Origin of the sequence: Haliscomenobacter sp., assembly GCF_041740695.1 — a bacterium.
Taxonomy (GTDB): Bacteria; Bacteroidota; Bacteroidia; order Chitinophagales; family Saprospiraceae; genus Haliscomenobacter.
Window position 1 is genome coordinate 81,494 of the sequence record NZ_JBGSLK010000139.1, and the last position, 24,197, is coordinate 105,690.

At 50.8% G+C, this 24,197-nt stretch carries 12 protein-coding genes; 1 reads left to right on the plus strand and 11 read right to left on the minus strand.

Annotated elements, in window-relative coordinates:
• Positions 1-105: 105 nt before the first annotated feature.
• Positions 106-3,027: an FAD-binding and (Fe-S)-binding domain-containing protein gene (locus ACEW9O_RS28465; RefSeq protein WP_373553632.1), complete on the plus strand. Its 2,922-nt coding sequence runs from the start codon at positions 106-108 to the stop codon at positions 3,025-3,027.
• A gap of 343 nt (positions 3,028-3,370) precedes the next feature.
• On the opposite strand, the gene ACEW9O_RS28470 is transcribed toward ACEW9O_RS28465, so the two are convergent.
• The 11 genes from ACEW9O_RS28470 to ACEW9O_RS28520 form a co-directional block, all read right to left on the minus strand.
• The gene (locus tag ACEW9O_RS28470) at positions 3,371-4,696 is read right to left on the minus strand and encodes a Gfo/Idh/MocA family protein (RefSeq protein ID WP_373553633.1); all 1,326 of its coding nucleotides are present in this window, start codon (positions 4,694-4,696) and stop codon (positions 3,371-3,373) included.
• 29 nt (positions 4,697-4,725) lie between these two features.
• Entirely contained in the window at positions 4,726-5,766 is a 1,041-nt protein-coding gene (locus tag ACEW9O_RS28475) for an NAD(P)-dependent alcohol dehydrogenase (RefSeq protein WP_373553634.1), read from the minus strand.
• Between the two features lie 6 nt (positions 5,767-5,772).
• Positions 5,773-7,785 (minus strand): NPCBM/NEW2 domain-containing protein, encoded by a 2,013-nt coding sequence (locus tag ACEW9O_RS28480; protein ID WP_373553635.1) that lies wholly within the window; start codon positions 7,783-7,785, stop codon positions 5,773-5,775.
• A 4-nt stretch (positions 7,786-7,789) separates the two neighbouring features.
• Positions 7,790-9,721 (minus strand): hypothetical protein, encoded by a 1,932-nt coding sequence (locus ACEW9O_RS28485; protein WP_373553636.1) that lies wholly within the window; start codon positions 9,719-9,721, stop codon positions 7,790-7,792.
• Positions 9,722-9,754: 33 nt separating this feature from the next.
• Positions 9,755-11,755, minus strand: coding sequence for an NPCBM/NEW2 domain-containing protein (locus ACEW9O_RS28490; protein WP_373553637.1), 2,001 nt, complete (start codon positions 11,753-11,755; stop codon positions 9,755-9,757).
• Between the two features lie 167 nt (positions 11,756-11,922).
• The gene (locus ACEW9O_RS28495) at positions 11,923-13,626 is read right to left on the minus strand and encodes a hypothetical protein (protein ID WP_373553638.1); all 1,704 of its coding nucleotides are present in this window, start codon (positions 13,624-13,626) and stop codon (positions 11,923-11,925) included.
• Between the two features lie 12 nt (positions 13,627-13,638).
• The gene (locus ACEW9O_RS28500) at positions 13,639-14,682 is read right to left on the minus strand and encodes a glycosylase (RefSeq protein ID WP_373553639.1); all 1,044 of its coding nucleotides are present in this window, start codon (positions 14,680-14,682) and stop codon (positions 13,639-13,641) included.
• A 154-nt stretch (positions 14,683-14,836) separates the two neighbouring features.
• Positions 14,837-17,206: a GH92 family glycosyl hydrolase gene (locus ACEW9O_RS28505; protein WP_373553640.1), complete on the minus strand. Its 2,370-nt coding sequence runs from the start codon at positions 17,204-17,206 to the stop codon at positions 14,837-14,839.
• Between the two features lie 182 nt (positions 17,207-17,388).
• Complete coding sequence (locus ACEW9O_RS28510) at positions 17,389-18,759, minus strand: DUF1080 domain-containing protein (protein ID WP_373553641.1); 1,371 nt, start codon at positions 18,757-18,759, stop codon at positions 17,389-17,391.
• Positions 18,760-18,865: 106 nt separating this feature from the next.
• The gene (locus tag ACEW9O_RS28515; protein WP_373553642.1) at positions 18,866-20,746 is read right to left on the minus strand and encodes a RagB/SusD family nutrient uptake outer membrane protein; all 1,881 of its coding nucleotides are present in this window, start codon (positions 20,744-20,746) and stop codon (positions 18,866-18,868) included.
• A gap of 19 nt (positions 20,747-20,765) precedes the next feature.
• Complete coding sequence (locus tag ACEW9O_RS28520; RefSeq protein WP_373553643.1) at positions 20,766-24,194, minus strand: SusC/RagA family TonB-linked outer membrane protein; 3,429 nt, start codon at positions 24,192-24,194, stop codon at positions 20,766-20,768.
• Positions 24,195-24,197 lie beyond the last annotated feature (3 nt).

Here is a 24,197-nt window from a genome sequence, read left to right on the forward strand (position 1 = left end):
GCTATGTCTGCGCTTTGCGCCTTGCAGGTCAAAAAAATAAATTCGCCAAAATTTCACCTCCCCATCCCGAGTGTGGTATATCTTTCCCCCCACAATCCACGACTCATGCAACAAGCACTCGCCCAACTGGCTACACAACTGGAAGGAGAGCTCTATTCCGACAGCCTGCTCCGCGCCCTTTATGCCACCGATGGCTCCATTTATAAGGCTTACCCCCTGGCGGTGGCCCTGCCGCGCTCGGTAGCCGACCTCAAAAAACTGATTGCCTTTGCCCGCGAGCACCATACTTCCCTGATTCCCCGCACGGCGGGCACTTCCCTGGCCGGGCAATGTGTGGGCGAAGGCATCGTAGTGGATGTGTCTAAATATTTCACCCAAATCCTGGAAGTCAATACTGCCGAACAAACGGTACGCCTACAACCCGGGGTGATCCGCGACGAACTCAATCGGCACTTGCAAAACTTCGGCCTCTATTTTGGCCCCAACACCTCTACCGCCAACCGCTGCATGTTGGGTGGCATGGTGGGCAACAACTCTTGCGGCACCACCTCCATCGTGTACGGCTCCACGCGGGATCATGTGGTGGAATTGCATTGTGTGCTGAGTGACGGTTCCGAAGCCGTTTTTGGCCCTTTGAACGCCGCTGAACTGGATGCCAAACTGCAACTGGACACCCTGGAAGGCCAGCTTTACCGCCAAATGCTCGCCGAGTTGAGCCCCAGCGAAGTGCAGGAAGAAATCCGCGCCCAATACCCCAAGCCCAGCATCCACCGCCGGAATACTGGGTATGCCGTCGACTTGTTGTTGCGCCAGCAGCCCTTCAGCCCCGAGGGCAAACCCTTCAATTTTGCCACCATGCTTTGTGGTTCGGAAGGCACCCTGGCACTGACCACCGAGATCAAACTGCAACTCGATCCCCTACCCGATCCCGTCGATGTGGTCGTCGCGCCCCACTTTACCAATCTCGATGAAAGCATGCGGGCCGTCTTGGTGGCCATGTCCCACCAACCTACCGCCTGCGAGTTGATGGACAAAATGATCCTGGACTGCACCAAAGACAACATCGAGCAACAAAAAAACCGCTTCTTTATCTCAGGCGACCCCGAGGCCGTGTTGATGATCGAGTTTCGGGGCAAAACCATCCAGGAGGCCGAAGCCAAAGCCGATGCCATGATCCTGGACATGCAGCAGCAAGGCCTGGCGTATCATTATCCCAAAGTATACGCGCCGCAAAGCAAAAGTGTCTGGACTCTGCGCGCCGCTGGTTTCGGGGTTTTATCCAACATGAAGGGCGACAAAAAAAGTATTGAATTTGTTGAAGATACCGCCGTCGACCTGCCCGACCTGCCCGCCTACATCGCCGAATTTGCGGAGGTGATGAAGCAGTTTGACCAAAAGGTGGTGTACTACGCCCACGCTGGGGCCGGTGAGTTGCACCTGCGCCCTTCGGTGAACCTCAAAAGTGTGGAGGGCGTAGCCGAAATGCGCGCCATTGCGGAAGCATCCGCGCATTTGGTCAAAAAATACCGGGGTTCACTCAGCGGTGAGCACGGCGATGGCCGGGTGCGCGGCGAGTTCATCCCGCTGATGATTGGCGAAAACAATTACCAAATCCTGCGCCGCATCAAAAAAACCTGGGACCCCCAGCACATTTTTAATCCCGGCAAAATAGTCGATGCGCCGCCGATGGACACCTCCCTGCGACACGAGCAGGATCAGCCCGAACGGCATATCGAGACCATTTTTGATTATTCAGATCCAGGCAGTTTGTTGGAGGCGGTAGAGAAGTGCAATGGCTCCGGCGATTGCCGCAAGTTGTCCTTCTCCGGCGGCACCATGTGCCCCAGCTACATGGCCACCCGCAACGAAAAAGACACCACCCGCGCCCGTGCCAACGCCTTGCGCGAGTTTTTGACCATGAATACCAAGGAAAACCCCTTCGATCACCCCGAGATTTACGAGGCGATGGATTTGTGTCTGTCTTGCAAAGGTTGTAAGTCGGAATGCCCCTCCAGTGTAGATATGGCCACCCTCAAGGCAGAGTTTTTGTACCATTACCAAAAGGCCAATGGCACACCGCTACGCAGCCGCGTTTTTGGCAACATCGGCAAAATCAACAAGCTGGCGGCACTGACGCCGGGTTTGAGCAATGCAGTGTTGGGCAGCAGTCTTTTGGGCGGCCTGGTCAAAAAAATCCTCGGCGTGGCACCCGAACGCTCCTTGCCTCCCGTAGGCCGCAGTCTGCGCAGCTGGTGGAACCGGGAGGGTAAAAAACTGGCGGTAAACGGCACGCCTAAGGGCAAAGTTTATGTTTTCTGCGACGAATTCACGAATTACAATGACCCTCACATCGGGGAAATCACCATCAAACTCCTGCTTCGACTGGGCTATCAGGTCGAAATGCCGCAACACCCCGATTCTGGGCGGGCCTATTTTTCCAAAGGCTTGTTGAAAGAAGCGCGGGCCCTGGCACGGGCCAATATACAAGTGTTTAAACCCTTGTTGAGCACCGAAACGCCCTTGATTGGCATCGAACCCTCGGCGATTTTGGGTTTCCGCGACGAGTATCCCCGCCTGGTACCCGCTGCCGAGCGGGAAAGTGCCCAAGCCCTGGGGCAGCACGTTTTTTTACTCGAAAGTTTCCTGCTCCATGAAGTCCAGGCTGAGCGCATTGGCCCCGATGATTTTACAGACGAGGCTAAAACGATAAAAGTACACGCCCATTGCCATCAAAAGGCAATTGTGGGAGCAGAAGCAACAGCGCAAATTTTGAATTTGCCCCGCAACTACTCGGTGGAGCTGATTCCATCGGGCTGCTGCGGTATGGCGGGCTCGTTTGGCTATGAAAAAGAGCATTACGAAGTGAGCATGCAGGTGGGGGAATTGGTGTTGTTTCCGGCCGTGCGGGCAGCGGGAACGGAGGAGATCATTGCGGCACCGGGAACGAGTTGTCGGCATCAGATTTTGGATGGAACGGGGAGGAAGGCGCTACATCCAAGTGAGGTGTTGTGGGGGGCGTTGAGATAAATCGTCTTACATGGACAAAGGGATTGTTCAAAAAAGTGTGTCAAAAGATTTTAATTGACTTCCACCCCATCAAACTCCAAACTTTTGACCTCATCCAGCACCAGCAGCATTAGCCGTGAAACACTATAGCGGATAAAAGAGAATGAGTTGAGAAATGAAAACCTTCGTTTTTTTCAACACCACCAAAGCGACATTTATATTGGCACAAAGGAAAAAACAGAAGGACACAAAGGACACAAAGTTAGATGTTGACGGTCTTTGTGTCCTCTGTGCCCCTTTGTGTTTTCTCTGTGAAAAAAAATGTCGCTTTGGTTTAATTGCAAAACTTCGTGACGGCTCGACTTCACACCTTCGGGAAATCAAACCCATTGTGATACGTCGGCAAAATCAAGGCATTCGCTTTTTTGCTATCAAATTTACCCTTCGCCGCATCCCAATAAATTTTCTCTCCGGTACGGTACGCCACGTTGCCCATATGCGCGTTGACGGCCACGGTAGCGCCTGCGTGAATGGGGCAGGCCAGATCCTCCCGTTTGCCACTTTTCATCACGTCCACAAAGTTTTGGGCGTGGAGCTCCAGGCCATTGTCCGCGCGGTTTTGCAAAGCAACTCCTTCCATGCGGAACTTTTCACCGTCCTTTTCCGGGATGACCTCCCAGCCATTTCTGGTCACCACCAGGGTACCTTTGGTGCCGATGAATGCTATCCCGTGGCCTTTGCCGTATTGGCCCGCGCCAACACCCATGTAGTGCTCCCAGGTATTGGTGAAAGTGCCAAAATCGTAGGTGACGTGGATGTAGTCGGGCGTTTCACGGGCGTCGGTGGGGAAGAGGCGTTTGCCACCCACGGCGGATACCGATAGCGGTTCATTTACGCCCATGCCCCAAAGCATGATGTCGAGCAGGTGTACACCCCAATCACACATCAGACCACCCGCGTAATCCCAAAACCAGCGAAATTCGTAGTGGAAGCGGTTGGCGTTGAAGTCGCGCATTTGCGCAGGGCCGAGCCACATCTTGTAATCTACACCTTCGGGAACGGGGCTGTTGGCCACCACGGGCAGGGGTTGGGTGCCCCGATACATCCAGGTTTTGGTGTTGATGATGGGGCCGAGTTGGCCGGATTTGACAAAAGCAATGGCGTCTTTGAAGTGCTTTTGGCTGCGCTGCCATTGGTTGACTTGAACCACTTTGCCCGAGGCTTCGGTGGCGCGGATCATGGCTTTGGCTTCGCCGATGGAGTTGGCGACGGGTTTTTCTACGTACACGTGTTTGCCCGCCGAGAGGGAATCGGTGAGTTGCAGGCAATGCCAATGATCGGGGGTGGCGACGAGTACCGCGTCGAGGTCTTTGTTGTCGAGCATCTTGCGGTAGTCTTTGTACACCGTCAGATTGGGTACTCCGGCTTTGCTCAGGTCGTCTTTGCGCTTGGCCAATTGGGCGTCATCTACATCACAAATGGCCGTGACGTTGATATCGTTGATTTTCAAAAAAGCCCGGATGTTGTTGAAACCTTGGTTTTTAACGCCGATGAGGCCAACGTTAATTTTGTCACTGGGAGCAACCGATTTTCGCATCGCAACGATGGCTTCAAGGGGTAAAAACTCCATAAGCCCGAGGCCACCGAGGGCGGTGGCGGTATTTTTGATAAAAGTCCTGCGTGTTTTCATGATGTTGTTTGATGTTTATATATTCGTTCCTACAGTGTTTTCATGTCAATCACAAAGCGGTATTTTACATCGGATTTAAGGATGCGGTCGTAGGCTTCATTAACGTCTTTCATGGCGATGACTTCCACGTCTGAAACGATGTTGTGCTCGGCGCAGTAGTCCAGCATTTCCTGCGTTTCCTGGATGCCCCCGATCATAGAACCGACAATACTGCGGCGTTTCGAAATGAGTTTTTCCGCAGCCACTTTATGGTCTTCAGGAGGAATACCCACCAGGAGCATTTTGCCCTCTACTTTGAGCAAATCAAGAAAACTGTTGAGGTCATGAACGGCTGAAACGGTATTCAAAATGAAGTCAAAATGATTTTTCAGCGGTTTCATTTGTGCTTCATCCGTAGTCAGTACAAAATGCTGTGCACCCAAGCGTCTGGCATCGGCTTCTTTGGAGGGCGAGGTACTCAACATGGTTACTTCAGCACCAAAAGATGCGGCAAATTTAACGGCCATGTGTCCCAATCCACCTAAACCCAGTACTGCTACTTTGTGCCCTTTGCCTACGCCGGCAAAGCGCAGCGGGGAATACGTCGTGATCCCGGCACACAACAAGGGCGCAACTGCTTCCAACTGATCGGTAAAGGGGATATGCAGGGCGTATTTTTCATCAATGACATACTTGGAAGAATACCCACCAAAAGTAGGCGTAACGCCGTCACGATAAAACCCATTGTAGGTCGGCGTCATGCCTTCATCGCAATATTGCTCCATCCCGCTTTGGCAGGAAGGACAAGTCCGGCAAGAATCAACAAAAACCGCTACACCAGCCAGCTCTCCTACTTTGAATTTGGTGACATTGTTGCCAATTGCGGATACCCGACCAACGATTTCATGACCGGGCACAATCGGATAAACCGAGGGACCCCACTCGCTTCTGGCCATGTGGATGTCGGAGTGGCATACCCCACAATACAAAATGTCGACCAAAATATCGTCTGCGCCGACTGCTCTTCTTTCAAAATCAATGGGTGCAATTGGAGCTGTTTTGCTCAGGGCACCGTAACCATTTACTTGCATGTTGAATTATTTGATGGGTGTCATTTTAAGTAGGAGTACGCCATGGTGGGCAATATTCGTCTGAAATTGCCCAGTAGACTCTACGACATTTTTTTGCCGCCAAACATCCCGCATTAAATATCTTCCATTTAGACCTATTTTATTGAGGTAAAGGGTGAATATTTTTTCTGGCTCATCGCCCCAGCGAAAATAAGATTGAGGCGTTTTGCCATAACCTGCAATATTAAATAGCCCCAGGGCAAAAGAGCCATCTTCCAGTGGTTTTAGCCAGACCTGTACATCATCTTCTTCCAGAACCAGACGCCCCGCCTTTCCCAGTGGATCCTGATTGATGGCAATTACCTCGTCGTTGCTCAGCAAGTTAAGGGTAAAATCGTCCAATTGTTCAATGGGGCAACCAATCAGCATGGGCGCAGCCAACAAACTGAAGATGCTCACGTGGCTGTACTGCTCATCCGGCGTTAAACGGGTTGGGTGTAAAACGGGACCAATCGATACGTCGCCCAGGATCATCATGTCCGGGTCCATCCAGTGGCCAGGGCCAGAGAACGGGGCCCAGCGATCCAGGGTAAAAGAAGTGTGGTACAAACTGGTCCAACTATCCTTGATGTCGGGGCCAGTGCGGTACATATTCGTGACCCGGTTCCAATCCTTCACCTTGTCAAAAGGGGCATTGTTGGAAATACTGAAGACAATATCCCGACCAGATTTTTTCAAAGCTTCCGACATCCGTTCGGCCGAAACTACATCGATCCTCCAGTCGTATTTGAGAAAATCGGTACCCCAGGTAGCCATCTGCCGGGCGTCGTTGCGCTCAAAGCGGTATTTGGCAATCCGGCTGTAGGGTTGGCGGCTAGGGACAAATAGTTTTTGGGTTTCCCCACCCGCTGGATAATCCGATGAAGCCCCGATGAAACCAGCGTAACTGGCAATGTAAGGGGTGGAATACAAACCTACTTTTAAGCCCAAAGCATGAATACGATCCATCATACCCTTGATGTTCGGGAATTTTTCATTGGCTTGTAATGCAGTATCGGGCCCGCTTCGGATGCCTTGCCAGGCGTCGTCGATGTTGATGTACGTCCAGCCGTGGTCGCGCAAACCCTTACTGACCATTGCTTCAGCGGAGGCAATTACCTTGCCCTGATCAATGTCCCGCGCCCAGGAATTCCAGCCGTTCCAACCGATGGGAGGGGTGAGGGCGATGGTATCACCAACGTTGAGCAAGAGTTTTTGTCTGGCTTTGCCGTATTTGTTTTTGGCACTTAAGGTCAGTTCATATTTGCCGCGTTGGGCAACCCGGCCGGAGATGATGCCAGTTTTGGCATCGAGTTTTAAACCTTTGGGTAAAGGGCTAGCTGAAAAGAGGATGGGTTTTTCACCCGTGGCAGCGATCGTGTACAAAACCGGATTGCCCGGCCTAGCTCCGAATATTTTAGCAGAATTGATGCGCGGGCTTTTGCCGGGAGCTGGCGTTAAAATGTATTTTTCATTCTCATTTGGAAGGTAGCCTGGTTTACTGTCGTCCAACATTTCCAGTTTGGCGTTTGCCCAATTGGCATAAGTTCTTTTGTTGTTGGAGCCTCCTATTTTATCGGTCACCAGCAATCCAAAGCGCTCAACGCCACGTAAGTCGACCTCTACGGTTACAGGGGCATCACCGTGTTTCATGTCGAGTTTTTCAAAGAGCACTTTGTGGTCGGCCACTACGTAAAAGCTCAAGGAAATGTCCTGGTTGCCGCTGTCATCGGGGCCGACCAAGGCAGTGAAACGAGCAGCTTTTTTATTGAGGTGAAAAGCCAGAATCATGGGCGACTGCCCTCCGATGCCGCGCAAAAAGCGCTGGCCGTGGATACGAATGGTGTCTTTGGCATAACTCGCCTTGGCTTCAACCGGGCGCAAGCCTTCCGAAAAAGTCTGGATGGGTAAATCGTCGAGCCAAACGGTGCTTGTTGACTGAGCAAAAATGTTTACTGTCCACACCAAACAAAGCAGTAAGTAGGCATTTCGTCTACACATAGGTTTATCTTTTGGCAGTAGTCTTGTATGGTTCCAAAATGGGTTTTCCAATTTCTACGCCATCAATGTTCAGCAGAAAATCCGTGGGCAAAGGTTGAGGATTGTAATAGGCCAGGCGTTTTTTGTTGGCCAAGTCAGAACGAAGGCCCAGTTTACCCGCCTTGGTCGACACCGCCACATCCAGCAGGCCGTTTTCCGTTTTTACCGCCACCTCGGCCTGCAAAACCTCCTGCCGGAAAGCGGCAAAAGCGCGATCCGTTTTGATGCCTTCGGCCACTTTCCACCACATGGCCACATTGGCTTTCCCGTCGTCGGGATGCTGGAGGGTGATGCGCAGGGCAGCGTTGTGTTCTAGCGGGAATTTTTCACGACTGGCTACAAACTTAAAGCCATCGTTGTACAAAGCGGGCCTCGCACCTTGTTCCGCGTTCGACCACAGGAAGCGGAAGGCAATTACCACGTCTTCGAAGCGGGCGAAAAGGGTTTGAGTGGCGTCAAAATCGGTTTTGGCACCTATTGCAGGCACGGCAGTTGGCTGATCGCCCAGCCAGATTTCATCAAAAGTATTGGGTAAAACAATCGTTGAGTTCAGGTATTCGTAGATGCAGTTGTGGTCTTTGTTGCCCGATACCAGCATGACCATTTCCCCTTTGTTTTGGGCGGATTGCATAAAAGGCATCAGGTGCCGGGCTTTGTTCCAGCCGCCATTCGAAGGGTAGTTCGCAGGGATCAGGTGGCGCATTTTTTCGCCCATTCCTTCTGCCGACCAGGTGCCGTAATGGTCGTTGCGGCCTTCCAGCACAAAAGCGATATTGGGCATTTCCGGAATCCGTTTGCTGCTGAGGTAGATCACGAAGGGTTTGTCGTCGGGGCTGTAAGCTTGATTGGACGAGCCCATGGAAAATTTATTGCCTACAAAATCACAGGCGAAGGTATGGGCCAGGCTGTCCCAACGCTGAACAATGAAGCGGTTTTTGCGCTGCATCCACCCTTTTTGCTCGGCAGAAAGACCAATTTCTTTGAGTGTAGACAGGCATAACTCGTGAAACAAGTGCAGGTTGCGATTGGGGCCGCCCAGCAGGGGATTCATGTACTTTTCCTCCAGTAAGTCGCGGCTAAACACCCGGTTGTAGTCGCGACTGTGCGCACCACCCAGGATGCCCGCCCGAGGCAGATAATGCGCCGAGAGGTCGTTGAGGAAAAAACGTAGGGCCGCTCTGGCTTTGGCTTGGATATCCGCATCGGTGGAAAAGCGGCAAAGCAGCAACAGGGATTCGAGGTCTACCCCACAATAGGTCGGGCTATCGTACTCCCGGTTGCCATACCTGGCAACATGGTCTAACCATAGATCGAAATACTTTCGACCTTCTTCAAGAATTTCGGGCTGTTGGTACACTTGAGCAAAAGCCACAAAATTCCAAATCTTCATCAGGTAAATATTGGTATAGGAGATGCGGACTACCTGATTTCTGGCCCCTTTGATGCCCAGGGTGAATATTTCGTCGAGGGTTTTTCGGGCTGCTGGCGAGAGGCGGTCGTTAAAAAGCAGTTTGATGGGCAGACCGTATTGCATACAAAATTCAATGTTGTTGCCATCGCCTACATCTATCCCGGTTTCGTGCCAACCCCAAAAGATGTTGCCGTAACTTCTTCCAGCTGCAGGGTTGGAAACCATCCGGGTTTGAACCAGTTTTAACACCCACTCTACTTGTTGTGGTTCCAGGAATTGGGTGTCGAGGGCATCAAGTAAAAACAGGAAGCAGTCCCGCACCGCCAGTTGAGGGGGGCTTTGTTGCAAGGCGGCCCATTCCCGTTTCAGGTTGGCCATACGTTCGACGGGGTCGGGTAAAGGGGGCACGGCAAAGTTGGTCTGGGTAGAGGCTCGGGTAGCCAGGCAGATGCTCAGTACAATCAACAAATTTGAAAGTTTACCCATCGCTGTGAATTATCCTGGTTAAAGGGGGGAATTTTATTTAGAAAATAGCTTCAGCATCACCACGCCGTGATGCCGGATCGTAGTCTGAAACTTTCCACTGAACACCCCGAGGTCTTTTTGCCGCCACACATCGCGCAGTTGGTATTTCCCTGTAAGCCCCAGTTTGGTTAAATCGAGGGTAAAGTTTACAGGCTGTTCGTCGTCCCAGCGGAAGTAGGATTGGGGCGTTTGGCCGAAGTCGCCAACGTTGAATAGCCCCAAGGCATAGGAACCATCGGCGAGGGATTTGATCCAAATTTGCACGCCATTTTCGGTAGCAATCAGTCGGGCAGGTTTCCCCAGCGGGTCTTGATCGATGGCAATGACCTCATCATTGGTCAGCAAATTCAGGGTAAAAGCATCCAATTGCTCGATGGGGCAACCGATGAGTAATGGTGCCGAAAGCAGGCTAAACAAACTCACATGGCTGTACTGCTCGTCAGGCGTCAAACGGGTGGGGTGCATAGGCGAGCCCGTGGTTACGTTGCCCAGGATCATCATGTCCGGGTCGTTCCAGTGGCCGGGGCCGCCGTAGGGGCTCCATTTATCGAGGGTAAAAGCCGATACAAAAAGGCTGTGCCAGGAATCGCGAATATCGGGGCCAGTGCGCCAGGAGTTACAGAGGCGCACCCAGTCTTTGGCATTGGCAAAAGGGGCTGAATTGGAAATGCTGTAAAAAATATCCCGCCCCGATTTCTGGATGGCTTCTGACATGCGTTCTGCCGATTCCACCTCAATGCGCCAATCGTATTTCAGGTAGTCGATGCCCCAGGCGGCCATTTGAAGGGCGTCGTTGCTTTCAAAACGGTATTTCCCGACATAGCGGTAGGCGCGTTTGTTTTGCACGATGGAATCAGGCAATTCACCTTTTTCAAAGTTGGAGGAGCCACCCACGTAACCTGCGTAGCTGGTGATCATCGGCGTGGAATAGATGCCCACCTTGAGTCCTAGGCTGTGGATGTAGTTCACCATCCCCTTAAAATCCGGGAATTTTTCATTGGGTTGGATGGCGTTAAAAGGCCCACCGCGTTGGCCCTGCCAAGCGTCATCGATGTTGATGTAAGTCCAGCCGTGTTGGTTGAGGCCCATTTTCACCATGGCATCGGCGGAGGCGATTACTTTGCCCTGGTCGATGTTGCGCGCCCAGGAGTTCCAACCATTCCAGCCGATGGGGGGGGTGAGGGCGATGGTGTCGCCAATTTTGATGCTCAATGTTTGTTGGGCTGAACCCATTTTGTTTTTTGCCCCTAAAGTCACCAGATAAGTTCCTCGTTGGGTGATTGTTCCGGTGATGATGCCCGTTTGAGTATCTAAAGTCAGGCCTTCGGGCAGTTTTTTCGCTGAAAAAGTCATCGGTCTCGTCCCGCTTGCAGCAATAGTATACAAAAAAGGATTCCCCGGCCGGGCGCCAAAAACTTTGGGGGAGTTGATTCGAGGCGTTTGAGGTGCTGGCGGTGTCAGGATGTATCGTTCAGCAGTGTTGGGCATGGTTTGGGGCAGGTATTCGCCTTGCATTAGGATTTGAGCATTGCCCCAATTGCTGTAGGTGCGGGTCATTCCCTGGTCGTTGACTTTTACGAGTAACCCCAGGCGTTTGATGCCGCTCAGGTTGACTTCTATTTTTTGAGCAGCTTCGCCCCATTTTATTTCCCGGCTTTCAAAGAGGATTTTGCGGTCGCCGATGACGTAGAATTTGTGGGGTAAATCTTTATTGCCCAAATCGTCGACGCCGACTAGTGCGGAAAAGGATTCGGCATGGCCATCCAGGAAAAAGGCCAGGATGCTGGTGGAATTTACACCAACTCCGTGTGGGTAAGTGACCCCGGCGATGCGTAAAGGGTCGCCAGCGGCGTTGGTTTTACCCAATACAGCGGGGATGCCTTCGGAGAAGGATTTGATGGGGAGTTCATCGAGCCAGATGGGGCGGGTTTCCTGGGCGGAAAGGGTGCTCAGGAGAAAGAAGTAGGCAATAGTTAGCGTCTGATGTATTTTCATTGGGTGTAAAATCCGGTTTAGATGAGATAGCCTGAGGTGATTCTTTAGTGTCTTTAGTTTCTTAGGTGGTGAAATAATATACTGCTTCGCAGTTTTTTCTTTTTCACCACCTAAGAAACCAAAGACACCTTAGCATTCACCTTAGAAAAGGTCTGATGTTTCTTCGATTAGGTCAACGTAATGCGGTGTTTAAAAGGAGTAAAACCCGTCACGTACACCGTTGGGGCATCCATTGCTGGTAGCGCTCCCCGCAACTGCACGGCCTGGTGCTCGACCAGTCCAGAACCAAATTGGATGTTGTCTCCACCCTGAGTATAGCTGCCAGTGGGTGCGCTGAGCAAAAACGCTTTGGGTTTGGAAGCATGGGCCTTTACGCTGCCGAGCTCTCCACCTGGTCGGAAGATGAGTTCCAGCGACACTGGCACCCCATCCGTTCCACTCAGGTCAAAATCGACGGCGATTCCGTCCTTGATTTCAGTGACTTTAACCGTATAGTCCAGGTATTGCACTTCACTTTTTTGGCGGTTGCTGCGGGGCATTTTGTCCAGGTTTCCGGTGGGGTCAATTTGGTCAACTGGATAGGGCTGGTAATAAGGGCCTTCCAGTTTGTTGCGCAAAACCCAGGCATCTCCTTCCTGTTTGATCTCCGCCGATTGGAATTGGCCTTTGCCAAAAAAAGACGCGGCGATGCGTAAAGCTTGCAATACAGCGTTGCCTTTGTGAAAAGTCAAAAAACCAGCGTTGTTGGACAAAAGGGTGGCATCCCAATTGCCACGCCGAATGCGCACTACACCCGAATGGGGGAAGGCTTTGGCATAGCTGTCGGGTAGTGCTTTGCTGCCAGGTAGTTCGCGCCAAAAACTGGGGTCTTCCAGGTAGGCATCCAAGGAACCGACCATCTTGGGAAAACAGGTTTTTTCTATCAAACGGCACATCGCGGCGTATTCCCCGTTTTGATCCCGCAACGCGAGGTAGCGGTATGAGTAGTAGTAGTTTTCCAAGGTGCCAATCGTGCCTTTATCCTGCCGATTCGATGCCTCGGTGACCACCTCGCCGTTGGGGTGTACGTAGTACATGGTCATGTTGAGGTTTTTGCGCACAGCATCGAAGATTTCGGGTTTGTTCAAACCTTTGGCGATGGTGATCAGCACCCGGTTGACCAAGGGGGTATACCCACCCGTACTTTTTTCGGTGTATTGTCCATCGGGATCGAGGTCGATGTGCTCCAAGAGCCATTGCTCCACTCGTTTGATGTAGCGAGGATCGGGCCACAGTTCGTTCAACTTGACCAAGGCCGCCGAAACCACCCAGCGGTGATTGGGCGTATGGATGCCTCCAACAATGAGGCATTCTCCGGCGCGCTGCAAAAATGTTTTTAAGGCGGTCAAAACGGGTTCAACTCCTTTGGTTTGGGAGGTTTTGAGGAAGACATAAGCCGGAGCTAGTTTCTCCACACTAAAGGCGGTATCGGGCGGCGAGTGAAAATTGGTGCTCAGCAGGTCGATGGTGCCGTCCGCGTGTTGTGCCTTGAGCAAGTATTGAGCGGCCAAGCCGACCTTTTTTAACAAATCTGCCGATTGGTAGTATTGCGATTCGGGATTGGCCAGGGCGATGGCGGCTTTGGCGATAAAATGCCCGCTGGACTGCACGTTGGGGATTTCTTCGCCGTCTTTAATGGCACCGTAAGCCTTTTTGGTGGTATCCACTATTTGTGCTGCGAACAAATTATCAAAACCCCGATCATTCAGTTTGATCAGGTCGATGATCCACTGAGGTTTGGCCGGAGCAGTAAAGTCAAGCGTTGAGAAGCCTTGTAAGGGCAAAGCGCCCAGCGTAGTGGCTCCAATATGGACAAAAGTTCTTCGTTTCATGTTTTGGAAATTTTAGCCTTTTAGGGGCTTTGAGGTGGCCAAGGCCAGTACCCGGCCTTGTTTGCCCACCGCATTGTAAAAGTGATACACGGTATTTTTCCACTTGATGACCCAGGGTTTGTGGGCGTATTGCTGGTCGTAGGGTTCAGAGGGGGCAATCAAATCGGGGCCGTTCCAGTCCGTCCAGTTGAGCAGGTCGTAGGAGCAGGCGAAACGTTCAAAAGCGCCGGGTTTCCAAAAGGCACCGAAGTAGAATAGGACGTAAACATCCCCAATCCGGGCAATTTGAGCATCCCCACAAATGCCTTTGTAGCGGGTAATGATGGGTTTGTCACCCAGGCGTTTCCAATTGAGCAGGTCGTCCGACACGGCCATGCCGATGCTTTCATAATTGGCAGTGTCGCCCTTGGCGTTGTAGTACATCACAAATGGGTGACCAGTCAGTTTTTGTTTATCCCGAATGATCAGGCTTTTGTAAATGACTTTTTTTTCAAACCAGCGGGCGTCGGCGTCTTTGGACTGAAGTACGGGTTGGGGAAGGCGAGTCCATTCTTTCGGTAGATTCAAGTTTTGAGTATGCGCCAGTCCCACGCCCAATTCACCTGCTTCGTAACCTTTGGAATTACCCCCCAGGTAGGACATCCAATATTTGCCCCGAAATTTTTCTACGCCATAACCCCCGCCCCATTTGGTGTGGACCAAGGCGAGGTAGCCCGCTTTTTGATTGGCATCCCAGGTTTTTTCCGTGAAAGATAGAATGCGACCTTTTTCCTGCCAATGGAGTAAGTCTTCACTTTCAGCTAGCCAGGTTTCGTAACCTTGGCCGTCAAAGACGATGTAGGTCATGTACCAGCGCTGGTTTTTGCGAAAAATAGTGGGGCTGTCGATGAGTTTTGTGGAATCGCGGTGTTTAAATACAATGCCGTACTTGTAAGGGGTTTGGATTTCCTGGTAGATTTTTTCCATTACTTCTTGCGGCACTGGGGCAGCTACCCTGATTTGGGCCTCAAGGCTGATGCTGAAAAAGAGCAATAAAATGAGTAGGCTATTTTTCATATGGCAAGTATTTTCCTCAGTTCTAGCATATCACCCCTAAAGGTGATTTCTTAGGTGTCTTAGGTTTCTTAGGTGGTGAAAAAGAAAAAACCTGCGAAGCAGGGTAATATTCACCACCTAAGAAACCAAAGACCCTAAAGGGGCACCTTAGCGTTTATTTCGCAGTCATCGAAGGTGGCGCCTGCTCTGGCTTACTTGCCCAGGATTTATTGGGCTTGGGACCAAGTTGCAGGGTCATTTTCCCACCCTTGACTAGGGTTTCGTGCAACAACCAGGATTGGTTCAGCACTTTCCCATTCAGGGTTGCCGACTGGATGTAGTAGTTTTGAGGCGCGTTGTTTTTGGCTTCAATGACAAATTTTCCACCTGGGTAATATTTGGAATTGAGGTGCAAGGTGATTTTGTTGAAAATGGGGCTGCCGATTTCATAAAAAGGCTTCGCTGAGGTACCGCCGTTGACGGAAAAAAGGCCCGTTTTCATCAGCACCGCAAGGCTTCCCATGAGGCCCTGGTCTTCGTCGCCGCTGTAGCCCAGTTGGGGTGTCAGGTCGCTGTACACTTTTTCCACCACCTGCCGCGACCAGTATTGGGTCAGCCAGGGAGCACCAGAATAATTGAACAAGTAGGCGGTTTGGATACTGGGTTGGTTGCCGTAGTTGATGTACACGCGGCGGAATTGATCCAGGGTTTCTTTGTCGTGGGATTTGCCGGATACGAAGTCGTGCTTTTCTGCTTTTTCAAAAGATTCGTTCAATCGCTGGGTAAAGGTTTCGCGGCTGCCCATCAGTTTGATCAGTCCTTGCACGTCGTGGGGCACAAACCAGACGTATTGGGCGGCGGTACCTTCCTCCCAGCCGTGGTCGTAGGTGAGGATGTCGACGGGTTCGCCCCATTTGCCGTCCAGGGTGCGGTTCCACATCCAGCCAATTTCGGGGTTCCAGCTATTTTTGTAGTTCTCCGCCCGTTTCATAAAAAGCTTGTAATCATCCATTTTGCCCAGTGCTTTGGCCATTTGTGCCAAGCCAAAATCCTGGTAGGCGTACTCCAAGGTCTGGGTGGAACCATCCTGGTGGAACCCGTAGCGGGTTTCGCTCAAAGGGTGCGGCACGTAGCCACGTTCGATGTAGTATTCGATGCCTCCACCTTTGAAGGTATTGTGCTCATAGCCCGCCTTGCTCATCATGCCACCGGGAAAGTGGTTTTTGCGCAGACCCTCGTAAGCTTTTTCGATGTCAAAACCCCGAATGCCTTTCAGGTAGGCGCTAACGATGAAAGGGGTGGTCGCAGCCCCAGTCATCACGTAGGTATAGTTGCCCCCGGCAGGGCCACGAGGAATCAGGCCTCCATCCTGGTACATCATCACCATGGAATTGACGAAGGACTCGGTTACTTCGGGGTACATCAGGTGCCAGAGGCTGTTGATCGTCCACTGTCCGCCCCAGAAGGAGTCGGAGTTGTGATGGTTGTACTTGGGTTTGCCTTGGGCGTCGAGCGGGATTTGGCCAATGCGCGGCTGCGGGCCGGTCATGTCGCAGTATTTCCCATTCACGTCGCTGATGATGCGGCGACCCAGCAGGGCATGCCATAAGTCGGTGTAAAAACGGCTGCGTTCTTTTTCGGTACCCCCTTCAATTTCAATGCGGCTCAACCATTGGTTCCAATCGCTGCGGCTGTCTTGAACGGTTTTGTTGAAGTCCCAGTGGGGCAATTCGGCATTGAGATTGAGGCGAGCCTGCTCCTCGCTGACGTAAGAAATGGCCACTTTCATTTTGCGGACTTCGCCAGCCTGGGTGGTAAAGCTGAGGTATGCCCCGGTGCGCGCACCTTCGATGCGGTCGCCAATTTCTTCCAATTTGCCGTTGCGCCAGCCTTTGAACGTATCGAAGGGCTTGTCAAAAACGGCTACAAAAAAGACGGTCACAGTTTTGGGGCGGCGAACGGTAGGGCCCATGACGGCATAACCCTCAATCTCCTGATTACTGACTTTTTTGACAAAACCTTTTTCGGTATCGGATGGGCCTAAAAAGGTCGAAAAGTCAAAAAGGATATGGCTTTGCTCGGATTTAGGGAAGGTGTATTGGTGAAATCCCACCCGGGTGGTGGAGCTCAATTCAGCAGTGATATTGTAAGCATCCAGGACTACTTTGTGGTAGCCTACTTTGATGGTTTCTTTGTCGTGGGAAAATTTGGAGCCGTATTGATTGGCACCCAAATGGCCTTTGAAAGTGCCAGTGGTAGGCAGCACGGGAATGCCCGATAATTGCCAACCGTGGATGTGGCTAAAACATTTGATGCTGTCCAGATTGTAGCGGTAGCCTGCTCCCCAGTCGGCGTTGACGGCGTTGTCGGGGCTCAGGTTGACCATGCCGAAGGGACGGCAGGCGGAGTTAAAAAAGAACCAACGAGAGTTGGCTGCGTCGATGAGCGGGTAAACGAGGTCGACGGGGGCTTTGGGGGCATTTTGGGTAAAAGCCGAAGAGAGCAAGATGAATAGAAAAACACTGAAGGTAAAAAATCTTTTCACGGCATTTATTTTTGGTAATAGTTGCGGTATGAGTATTTAAGCACAATCTACTTCAGTGTTTCTTTAGTGTCTTAGGTTTCTTAGGTGGTGAAGTTATCTTTTCTTTCTTTTCACCACCTAAGAAACCTAAGACACTGAAGAAACACCTAAGCACTCACTACGCTTGTTTGTAAAGCTAAAAATCAGAATTCCCGGATTTTAATGCTCCGGAAATGCACCTCATCGTGGTGATCCTGCAACAAAATATGACCAGCCGGAGCTTGTGCAAACTTCGGATGCGGCGCGTATTTACTCTTAGCAATCAAGTTGCGAAAAACCTGGGAATGGCGCTCGTATTCCACCATTTTGAGGTTATTCAACCAATGTTCAACGTGGCCATCTCTGGATACAATGCGCAATTTGTTCCACTTGCCCGGTGGGTTCATGCGCTTTTCGGTACTGCCTTCGGAGAGGTTTTCGGCGGCGATGAGGTCGTAAAGCGATCCGGTAGTACGATTTCCTCCAACTCCGGCCTTAGCATCGGAGTGATTTTGATCATCGAGGACTTGGAACTCTGGGCCTAGGCCTGCGGTAGCCTTACTTTTGCGATCTTCTTGTACGAAATATTTCACGCCGCTGTTGGCTCCTTTGGTGATTTTGAAGTCTAGCTCCAGTTCAAAATTTGAAAAACTTTCATTGCTGATCAAGTCGCCACCTTTGCTGGTGCTGTCCTGGTGCGAGCTGAGTACTTTGAGTACCCCGTCCTCTACGGCCCAACCTTGCTGAGGGAAGGCATCCGTGTTGAACTTGCGCCAGCCCGCCGTGGTTTTGCCATCCCAAAGCAAACGCCAGCCCGTCCGTTTTTCGGATTCGGACAATTGATTGGGGAGGTAGTTGACTTCGGGGGCTTCTTCGCCTCCTTTCCAGGTGTAGGCGGCCAGGTTTTCGGTGGCAATGCGGATGTCGCGCCATTGTACAGTCAGGCCATTTTGATCTTCCCGTTTGATGGCGTGGACTTGCAGGGCGATGAAACCCCGAGCCGTCTGATTATCCAGCACATTGGCGCAGGGAATGCCGTTGATCCAGGTTTTGAGAGAAGGGCCGATGGCTTCGATGTGGTATTTATTCCATTGGCCATTTTTAAAGGCTTTTTGTCCCCGAGGATTGATGGACAAAGGATACAACCAGCCATTGCGGGCTTCGTCGTAGAGTCCGCCACTCCAGGCGCGTTCGGCGGGGTCGATTTCCACCTGGTAGCCGTGGACGCGGCCGTTCATGATGGCGGGATCGCTGAGGCTGCGGATTTGGATACCCGAATTGAGGCCAACTTCTACTTTGACTTCCAGTTCCAAAACGAAGTCGCCGTAGCTTGCTTCGGTACACAAAAAGGTATTAGGGGTGTTGAGTTGGGAAACCCCCACGATGGCTTTGTCGATGATTTTATATTCAGCGGTGCCATTGCGTTTGACCCAACCTTTTAAGTCCGTTCCGTTGAAGAGGGATTTCCATTGGGGTTGGGAAAAAGTAGAGATGGAAAGTAGTGAAAAAAGTAAAAAGGTAAGCGTTGATTTCATTGGATTTTGGCTTGGTTGGGAGCAAGTGCATGAGTCATCCTAAATTTTCATTTTGATCCTATTTTGAAAATTCGGAATGACTCATGCTTTTATGGTTTTTCAACAATCAATACCCCGCATTCTGAGTCATGGCCGGGAAAGACAAGTCGATCTCTGCCTGTGGAATGGGGCGCAAATAGTGGACGTCATTGATGGCACCACTTTTGGCAGCCCAGGGATTGTATTTTTTTACTCGTTCTACCAATTTCCCCGTTCTTTTCAAGTCAAACCAGCGTGAATATTCACCCATGAGTTCACGGGCGCGTTCGTCCAGGATCAGGTCGATCGTGATATTGGCGGAAGTAGCCCGATAGGATATCGCTTCCAGTGATTTAACATTTTCCGGAATCAGTGCACATTTAGGATCATTGCCTTTTTTAGTTCCCAGAGCGCGGTCGAGTACCCGGTTGTAATAAACTTCAGCAGGTCCCAGTTTCCCTCCTTTTGCTCCTTTAACAATCGCCTCGGCGGCAATCAGGTAAGCCTCTGCTGAACGGAACACGGCTTCGTTGAAGGTGCCAAATGCATCACCATAGGCGATCCCTGGCTGCCAGAACTTCCACATGTGCGGCTCTCCCGCTGGAAATCCACTCACGTTTACGGTACTGCCATTGATGAATCCGTATCCACCGCCCCATTCTTCGGGGTTTACCACCGAATATTTCTTTTTGCCGCCCAAATCAACTCCTCTTTCTTCCAGCGTAGTTGCAGGTTTGTTCCAGGGACGATAGTACACCACGGTATCACCCGCCTTGATGTCAATTCTAAGGTTGGGATTCACCGTTGGCAGGGGCCGGAAACCAGCCACGGCTTGCATGGCATAACCCACCTCCAGAAAATTGTGGTCATAGCGCGAATCGTTCTCGGGATCATACAGGCGGTACATGGCTGGCGTTGTGTTGTGAAATCCCAGTGAGCGATTGTAATCACTCGTTCTGCCTTTGGAGCCTGGAAATCCTTCGCCGCTGCCATTGAACACGGAGTGCAAGTTGTTGCCTCCCGCTGCGTCAACCGTAAATGCTGGATCGGTTTTGTTCGTCAAAACATCCGCGTTGTACTGTACCGCAAAAATGATCTCAGCGTTTTTGTCATTTTGAGCACCGGTGTACTGTTTCAATGGATTCTCCGAGCGGGTCGGAAACAGTTGATTGTAATTGGCCGCCAAGGGATAAACGTCGATGACTTTGTCGGCGTATTGCAGGGCCAGATCAAAATCAGCAGGAGAGCCACCCAGTGAATTTTTGAAATTCCAGCCCCGGGTCAGGTAAACCCGAGCCAACAAAAATTGGGCAGCGCCTTTGGTAATCCGACCGTAGTTGGTGGCGGTAACCGGAAGTTTAGCTTCGGCATCAAGCAAGTCTGTGATGATTTGTTTGTAGATGTCCGCTGAAGCTACCCGGTTGGCCTCCTTGGTTGGGCTCACTATTTCGGTCAAAGGCATGGGGACATCGCCCCAATGCTGAACGAGATAAAAGTAACAAAGCGCTCTCAAAAACTTGGCTTCCGAAACCCGCGCATCTTTCAGCGCAGCAGCCATCGTAGTAATGTCGTCGGCGCGGGTGATGGCGGTATTGGTGCGGCCAATTTCGGTGTACAACAAGGTCCAAAGACTTTGTAATTCACCCAAAGAGGCATTGAAGCGCACATCGTATTGCTCAATCGGCCCGGTGTTTACAGTGGGTGTAGCAAATTTAGGGTCACCATATCCCCCTGTGGTAAAAATGTCAGTACCGTTCAACATGAGGGTCCGGTTCTGGTGAATGTTACGCAGCAAGGAGTAGCAAGAGCGCACCAGGTCTTCAAAACCTGCCTCGGTCTTGTAATACACGTCCGTGGTGAGGGTCGTAACTGGTTTTTCAACCAAAAAATCTTCATCACAGCCGGTAGCAACCAAGCAAAGTGCAGCGATTGCCAAAAAAGTGAAACGAGTTATTATTGTTGATTTCATTGTGTACTGAGTTAAACGATTAGAAACTGATGTTTACGCCAAAAAGTAGAGTCATCGACGGAACATCGTCCTGGAAAATGGCTGAGTTGAATTCTGGATCAAAGCCCGTAAATTTGGAATTCACATAAGGGTTGATCACCTGGCCATAAAAACGGGCACTGGACATTTTCAACTTGTCCATTACGGCTTGTGGCAAGGTATAGCCCAGGGTAATGTCGGAAATGCGCAAAAAGCTGGCATCCTGATAGTTGATTGCATTTCGGTATGGATTGGCAGCAACAACTCCAAAATAAGTATTGGAAGGATTGTCACTTCTCCAATAATCAAGCGAGGCCAGGCGATTGTAACGGGTACCGGTTACTTCGCCAAATGTTCCGGCTAAGGTGTTGTTGCGGTATTGGGTACCATTGCGGTAATAAACAAAGAAAGAAAAGTCAAATTGCTTAAAGTTAAGCCGGTTCGTAACTCCCAGAATCCAATTGGGTAATTCAGAACCCAGTACAACCCGGTCGTCGATGGCATCGGTAGACGAGATAACGCCATCGTTGTTTTGGTCAACCACCCTTACTGAGCCAGGCACTTGTTTGTATTTTGCGGCTTGGTCTTTGTCTACGGTTTGCCAGATGCCGTCAAATTCGTAGTCAAAATTGGCGCGGATGGGATAGCCCACGAATAGGCGGTTGCCTTTGTCCACCTTTTGGCCATCCCCGTACAATTGCAGTAGTTTGTTGTTGTTTTTGGTAAAGGCAAAGGTGGTATTCCAATTGAAGCTTTTGGTCACCACATTGGTCGTTCTGAGGGTGAGTTCAACGCCCTTGTTCTCAATCTGACCCACGTTGGCGATCACCTGAGAGAACCCGGTAACGGTAGGTATTTTTTGATTCAAAATCAAATCCACCGTTTTCCGGTTGTACAATTCAAGGGATGCGGAGATGCGGTTTTTGAAGAAGCCAAAATCGATGCCCAGGTTCAGTTCATTGCTGCGTTCCCAACGCAAATCTTTGTTGCCCAAATTCGCTGGTGCAAAACCAAAAGCGGCGGTGCCATCAAAATCGTAACCCGTGTTCAACAACCCGGCTTGGGTGCTGTAAGGGTTCACGGTAGCATTGCCTACTTCGCCATAACTTAGGCGCACTTTGAGGTTAGAAAAGACATTGAGGTTGTTGATAAAAGGCTCATCGCCCAAACGCCAAGCCACTGCTACTGAAGGGAAAAAGGCCCACTTGTTGCCTTCGGAAAGTTGGGAAGCACCATCGGAACGGCCGGTCAGGGTCAACAAATATTTGTCGTTGAAAGAGTAGTTTATCCGCCCCATGTACGAGAGGATTGAGCGCTCAACCAATGAGCTACCGATGCTGCCAATGGTTGCTGCGGTACCCAAGGCATACCAATCCGAGTCGTAAGGAAGATCGCGTACAAAAATAGAATAGGCTTCATTTCTTTGGTAGAACGCGCTCTGCAAACCAGTCAGGTTGATTTTGTGGCGACCGAAGTCTACACTGTAGTTGATGATGTTGTCCAGGGTGTAATTGGCCAAGGTTCGGTTGTCGAATTGGGCCCTTGGCTTGTTTCCAATTTGTGATTTGGACCAGCGACCTCTAAAATCACCCGCTCTTTCGGAAGTATAAGAAGCGGAAATGGAGGAGCGGATGCTCAAACCTTTGAGTGGTGTAACTTCAACGTAGGCATTGCTGATGATGGAGGTATTGGTGGTTTGCAATTTTGAAACCGTGGGATCAATGTCCAATAAAGGGTTCCCCACTTGTTTGTCGTTGATGCCCATCCAAAAGGCGTAGCCGTTGACATTGATGTCGGAGTTTTCGGAAGGGTTGGCCAGGTCGTCGTAGTACACCGTTCCAGTGGGGCGAGCCCGATAGGCATTGCGCAGGGATTCGCCGGAACCCACGTTGATGTCGCCGTAACTCACATAGGAAGTGAATCCAAGTTTGAAATATTTGCCAATTTTGCTGTCCAGCCCCGCGTTGAGGTTGTATCGTTTGAATCCGGTGTACAATACGTTGCCATCTTCATTCAAAAAACCACCTGAAAAACGATAGGTCGTTTTTTCGGTACCACCCGAGACGCTCAGGTTTTGGCTCATCTGCATGCCAGGCCCAGTGATGAGGTCTACCCAATCGGTGGTTTGATTCGCATCGATGTTCGCTCTTTCTGCAGCGGTAAAGCTTGCCCCGGTGGCGCCTTCTAAAATCCGGTCGGTATAAATGGATTTGTAAAACTGCGCGGTGTTCATCAACTCAGGCAAGTGAGCCGGATTTTTCACGCCGATGTAGCTGTCGTAGCTGATTCTAGGTTTGCCAGAAACGCCTTTTTTGGTGGTAATGATAATGACCCCGTTGGCTCCCCGTGAACCATAAATGGCCGTAGAAGAAGCGTCTTTGAGGATGTCCATCGACTGGATGTCGTTGGGGTTGAGGTTGTTGATGTTGCCACCCATCAGCCCATCGATGACCACGAGCGGTTCGGTAGAGTTATTGATGGTGTTTTCGCCCCGGATGGTGATGCTGTAGCCGGTACCGGGTTTGTTGTTCAGCTTGGTTACCGTTGCACCAGCCACTTGCCCTTGAATGGCTTTTGCGGCAATGATGGGGTTGCCCCGCACAATATCTTTGGTTTGTACGGACGCCACGGCCCCCGTCAAATCTGATTTTTTGATTTCGCCATACCCCACTACCACTACCTCGTTGAGCAACAGGTCATCTTGTTTGAGGGTCACATTGATGGTCGTTTGGTTGCCCACCGCAATTTCCTGCGTAAGAAAACCGGTAAAACTGAACACCAAAATGCTGTTCTCATCGGGTACATCCACGCGGAATTCGCCATTGACGTCGGTAATGTCACCAATGGTAGTGCCCTTGACCAAGACGTTGGTACCTGGAAGTGCCTCGCCAGTGTCATCGATCACTTTGCCCGTGATGGTCTTATCGGGGATGATCACGGACATGGGTGCTGATTGTAGTGGGCTGACTACACTCAACAAGCTGTTTCTTTCCGGCGTGGTTTTTAGCAGGGTCGGTACGCTGCCGTCTTCGGTTTTTCGCAGTTCTTTGCTGCTCGGTTTTTCATTTTTTTGCACAGGTGCCACCACGACGTAGGCATTTTTATTGACTTTTTGAAAAGTCAGGCGGTGGGGTTTGAGCAGTTTTTCGAGTTTACTTTCGAGTTTACCCCCTTTGATTTTATCTACGGTAGTTTGCAAACCTTTTACGGTTACATCTTCAAATAAAATACTCACCTGGTATTCCTGACTCAGTTCATTCAGGGCATCTTTCAACCGAATGAGGTTGGAAGGCGTGCTGGGTTTTGCTTCTAAGTCTGGCTTATTTTGCTGCACATAAGCCAAACTTTGCGCCATCAAGAATGGATGGCAAGCCAAAAGCAATAGCAAGAGTATGCTTAATGGCGTGCGTTTGGTAAAATATTGTTTCATACG

Excerpts from the sequence above, each read along its gene's own strand:
- ACEW9O_RS28470 (WP_373553633.1), bottom strand. The coding sequence starts at position 4,696 with ATGAAAACACGCAGGACTTTTATCAAAAATACCGCCACCGCCCTCGGT.
- ACEW9O_RS28480 (WP_373553635.1), bottom strand. The coding sequence starts at position 7,785 with ATGTGTAGACGAAATGCCTACTTACTGCTTTGTTTGGTGTGGACAGTA.
- ACEW9O_RS28475 (WP_373553634.1), bottom strand. The coding sequence starts at position 5,766 with ATGCAAGTAAATGGTTACGGTGCCCTGAGCAAAACAGCTCCAATTGCA.
- ACEW9O_RS28500 (WP_373553639.1), bottom strand. The coding sequence starts at position 14,682 with ATGAAAAATAGCCTACTCATTTTATTGCTCTTTTTCAGCATCAGCCTT.
- ACEW9O_RS28485 (WP_373553636.1), bottom strand. The coding sequence starts at position 9,721 with ATGGGTAAACTTTCAAATTTGTTGATTGTACTGAGCATCTGCCTGGCT.
- ACEW9O_RS28465 (WP_373553632.1), top strand. The coding sequence starts at position 106 with ATGCAACAAGCACTCGCCCAACTGGCTACACAACTGGAAGGAGAGCTC.
- ACEW9O_RS28495 (WP_373553638.1), bottom strand. The coding sequence starts at position 13,626 with ATGAAACGAAGAACTTTTGTCCATATTGGAGCCACTACGCTGGGCGCT.
- ACEW9O_RS28515 (WP_373553642.1), bottom strand. The coding sequence starts at position 20,746 with ATGAAATCAACAATAATAACTCGTTTCACTTTTTTGGCAATCGCTGCA.
- ACEW9O_RS28490 (WP_373553637.1), bottom strand. The coding sequence starts at position 11,755 with ATGAAAATACATCAGACGCTAACTATTGCCTACTTCTTTCTCCTGAGC.
- ACEW9O_RS28510 (WP_373553641.1), bottom strand. The coding sequence starts at position 18,759 with ATGAAATCAACGCTTACCTTTTTACTTTTTTCACTACTTTCCATCTCT.
- ACEW9O_RS28520 (WP_373553643.1), bottom strand. The coding sequence starts at position 24,194 with ATGAAACAATATTTTACCAAACGCACGCCATTAAGCATACTCTTGCTA.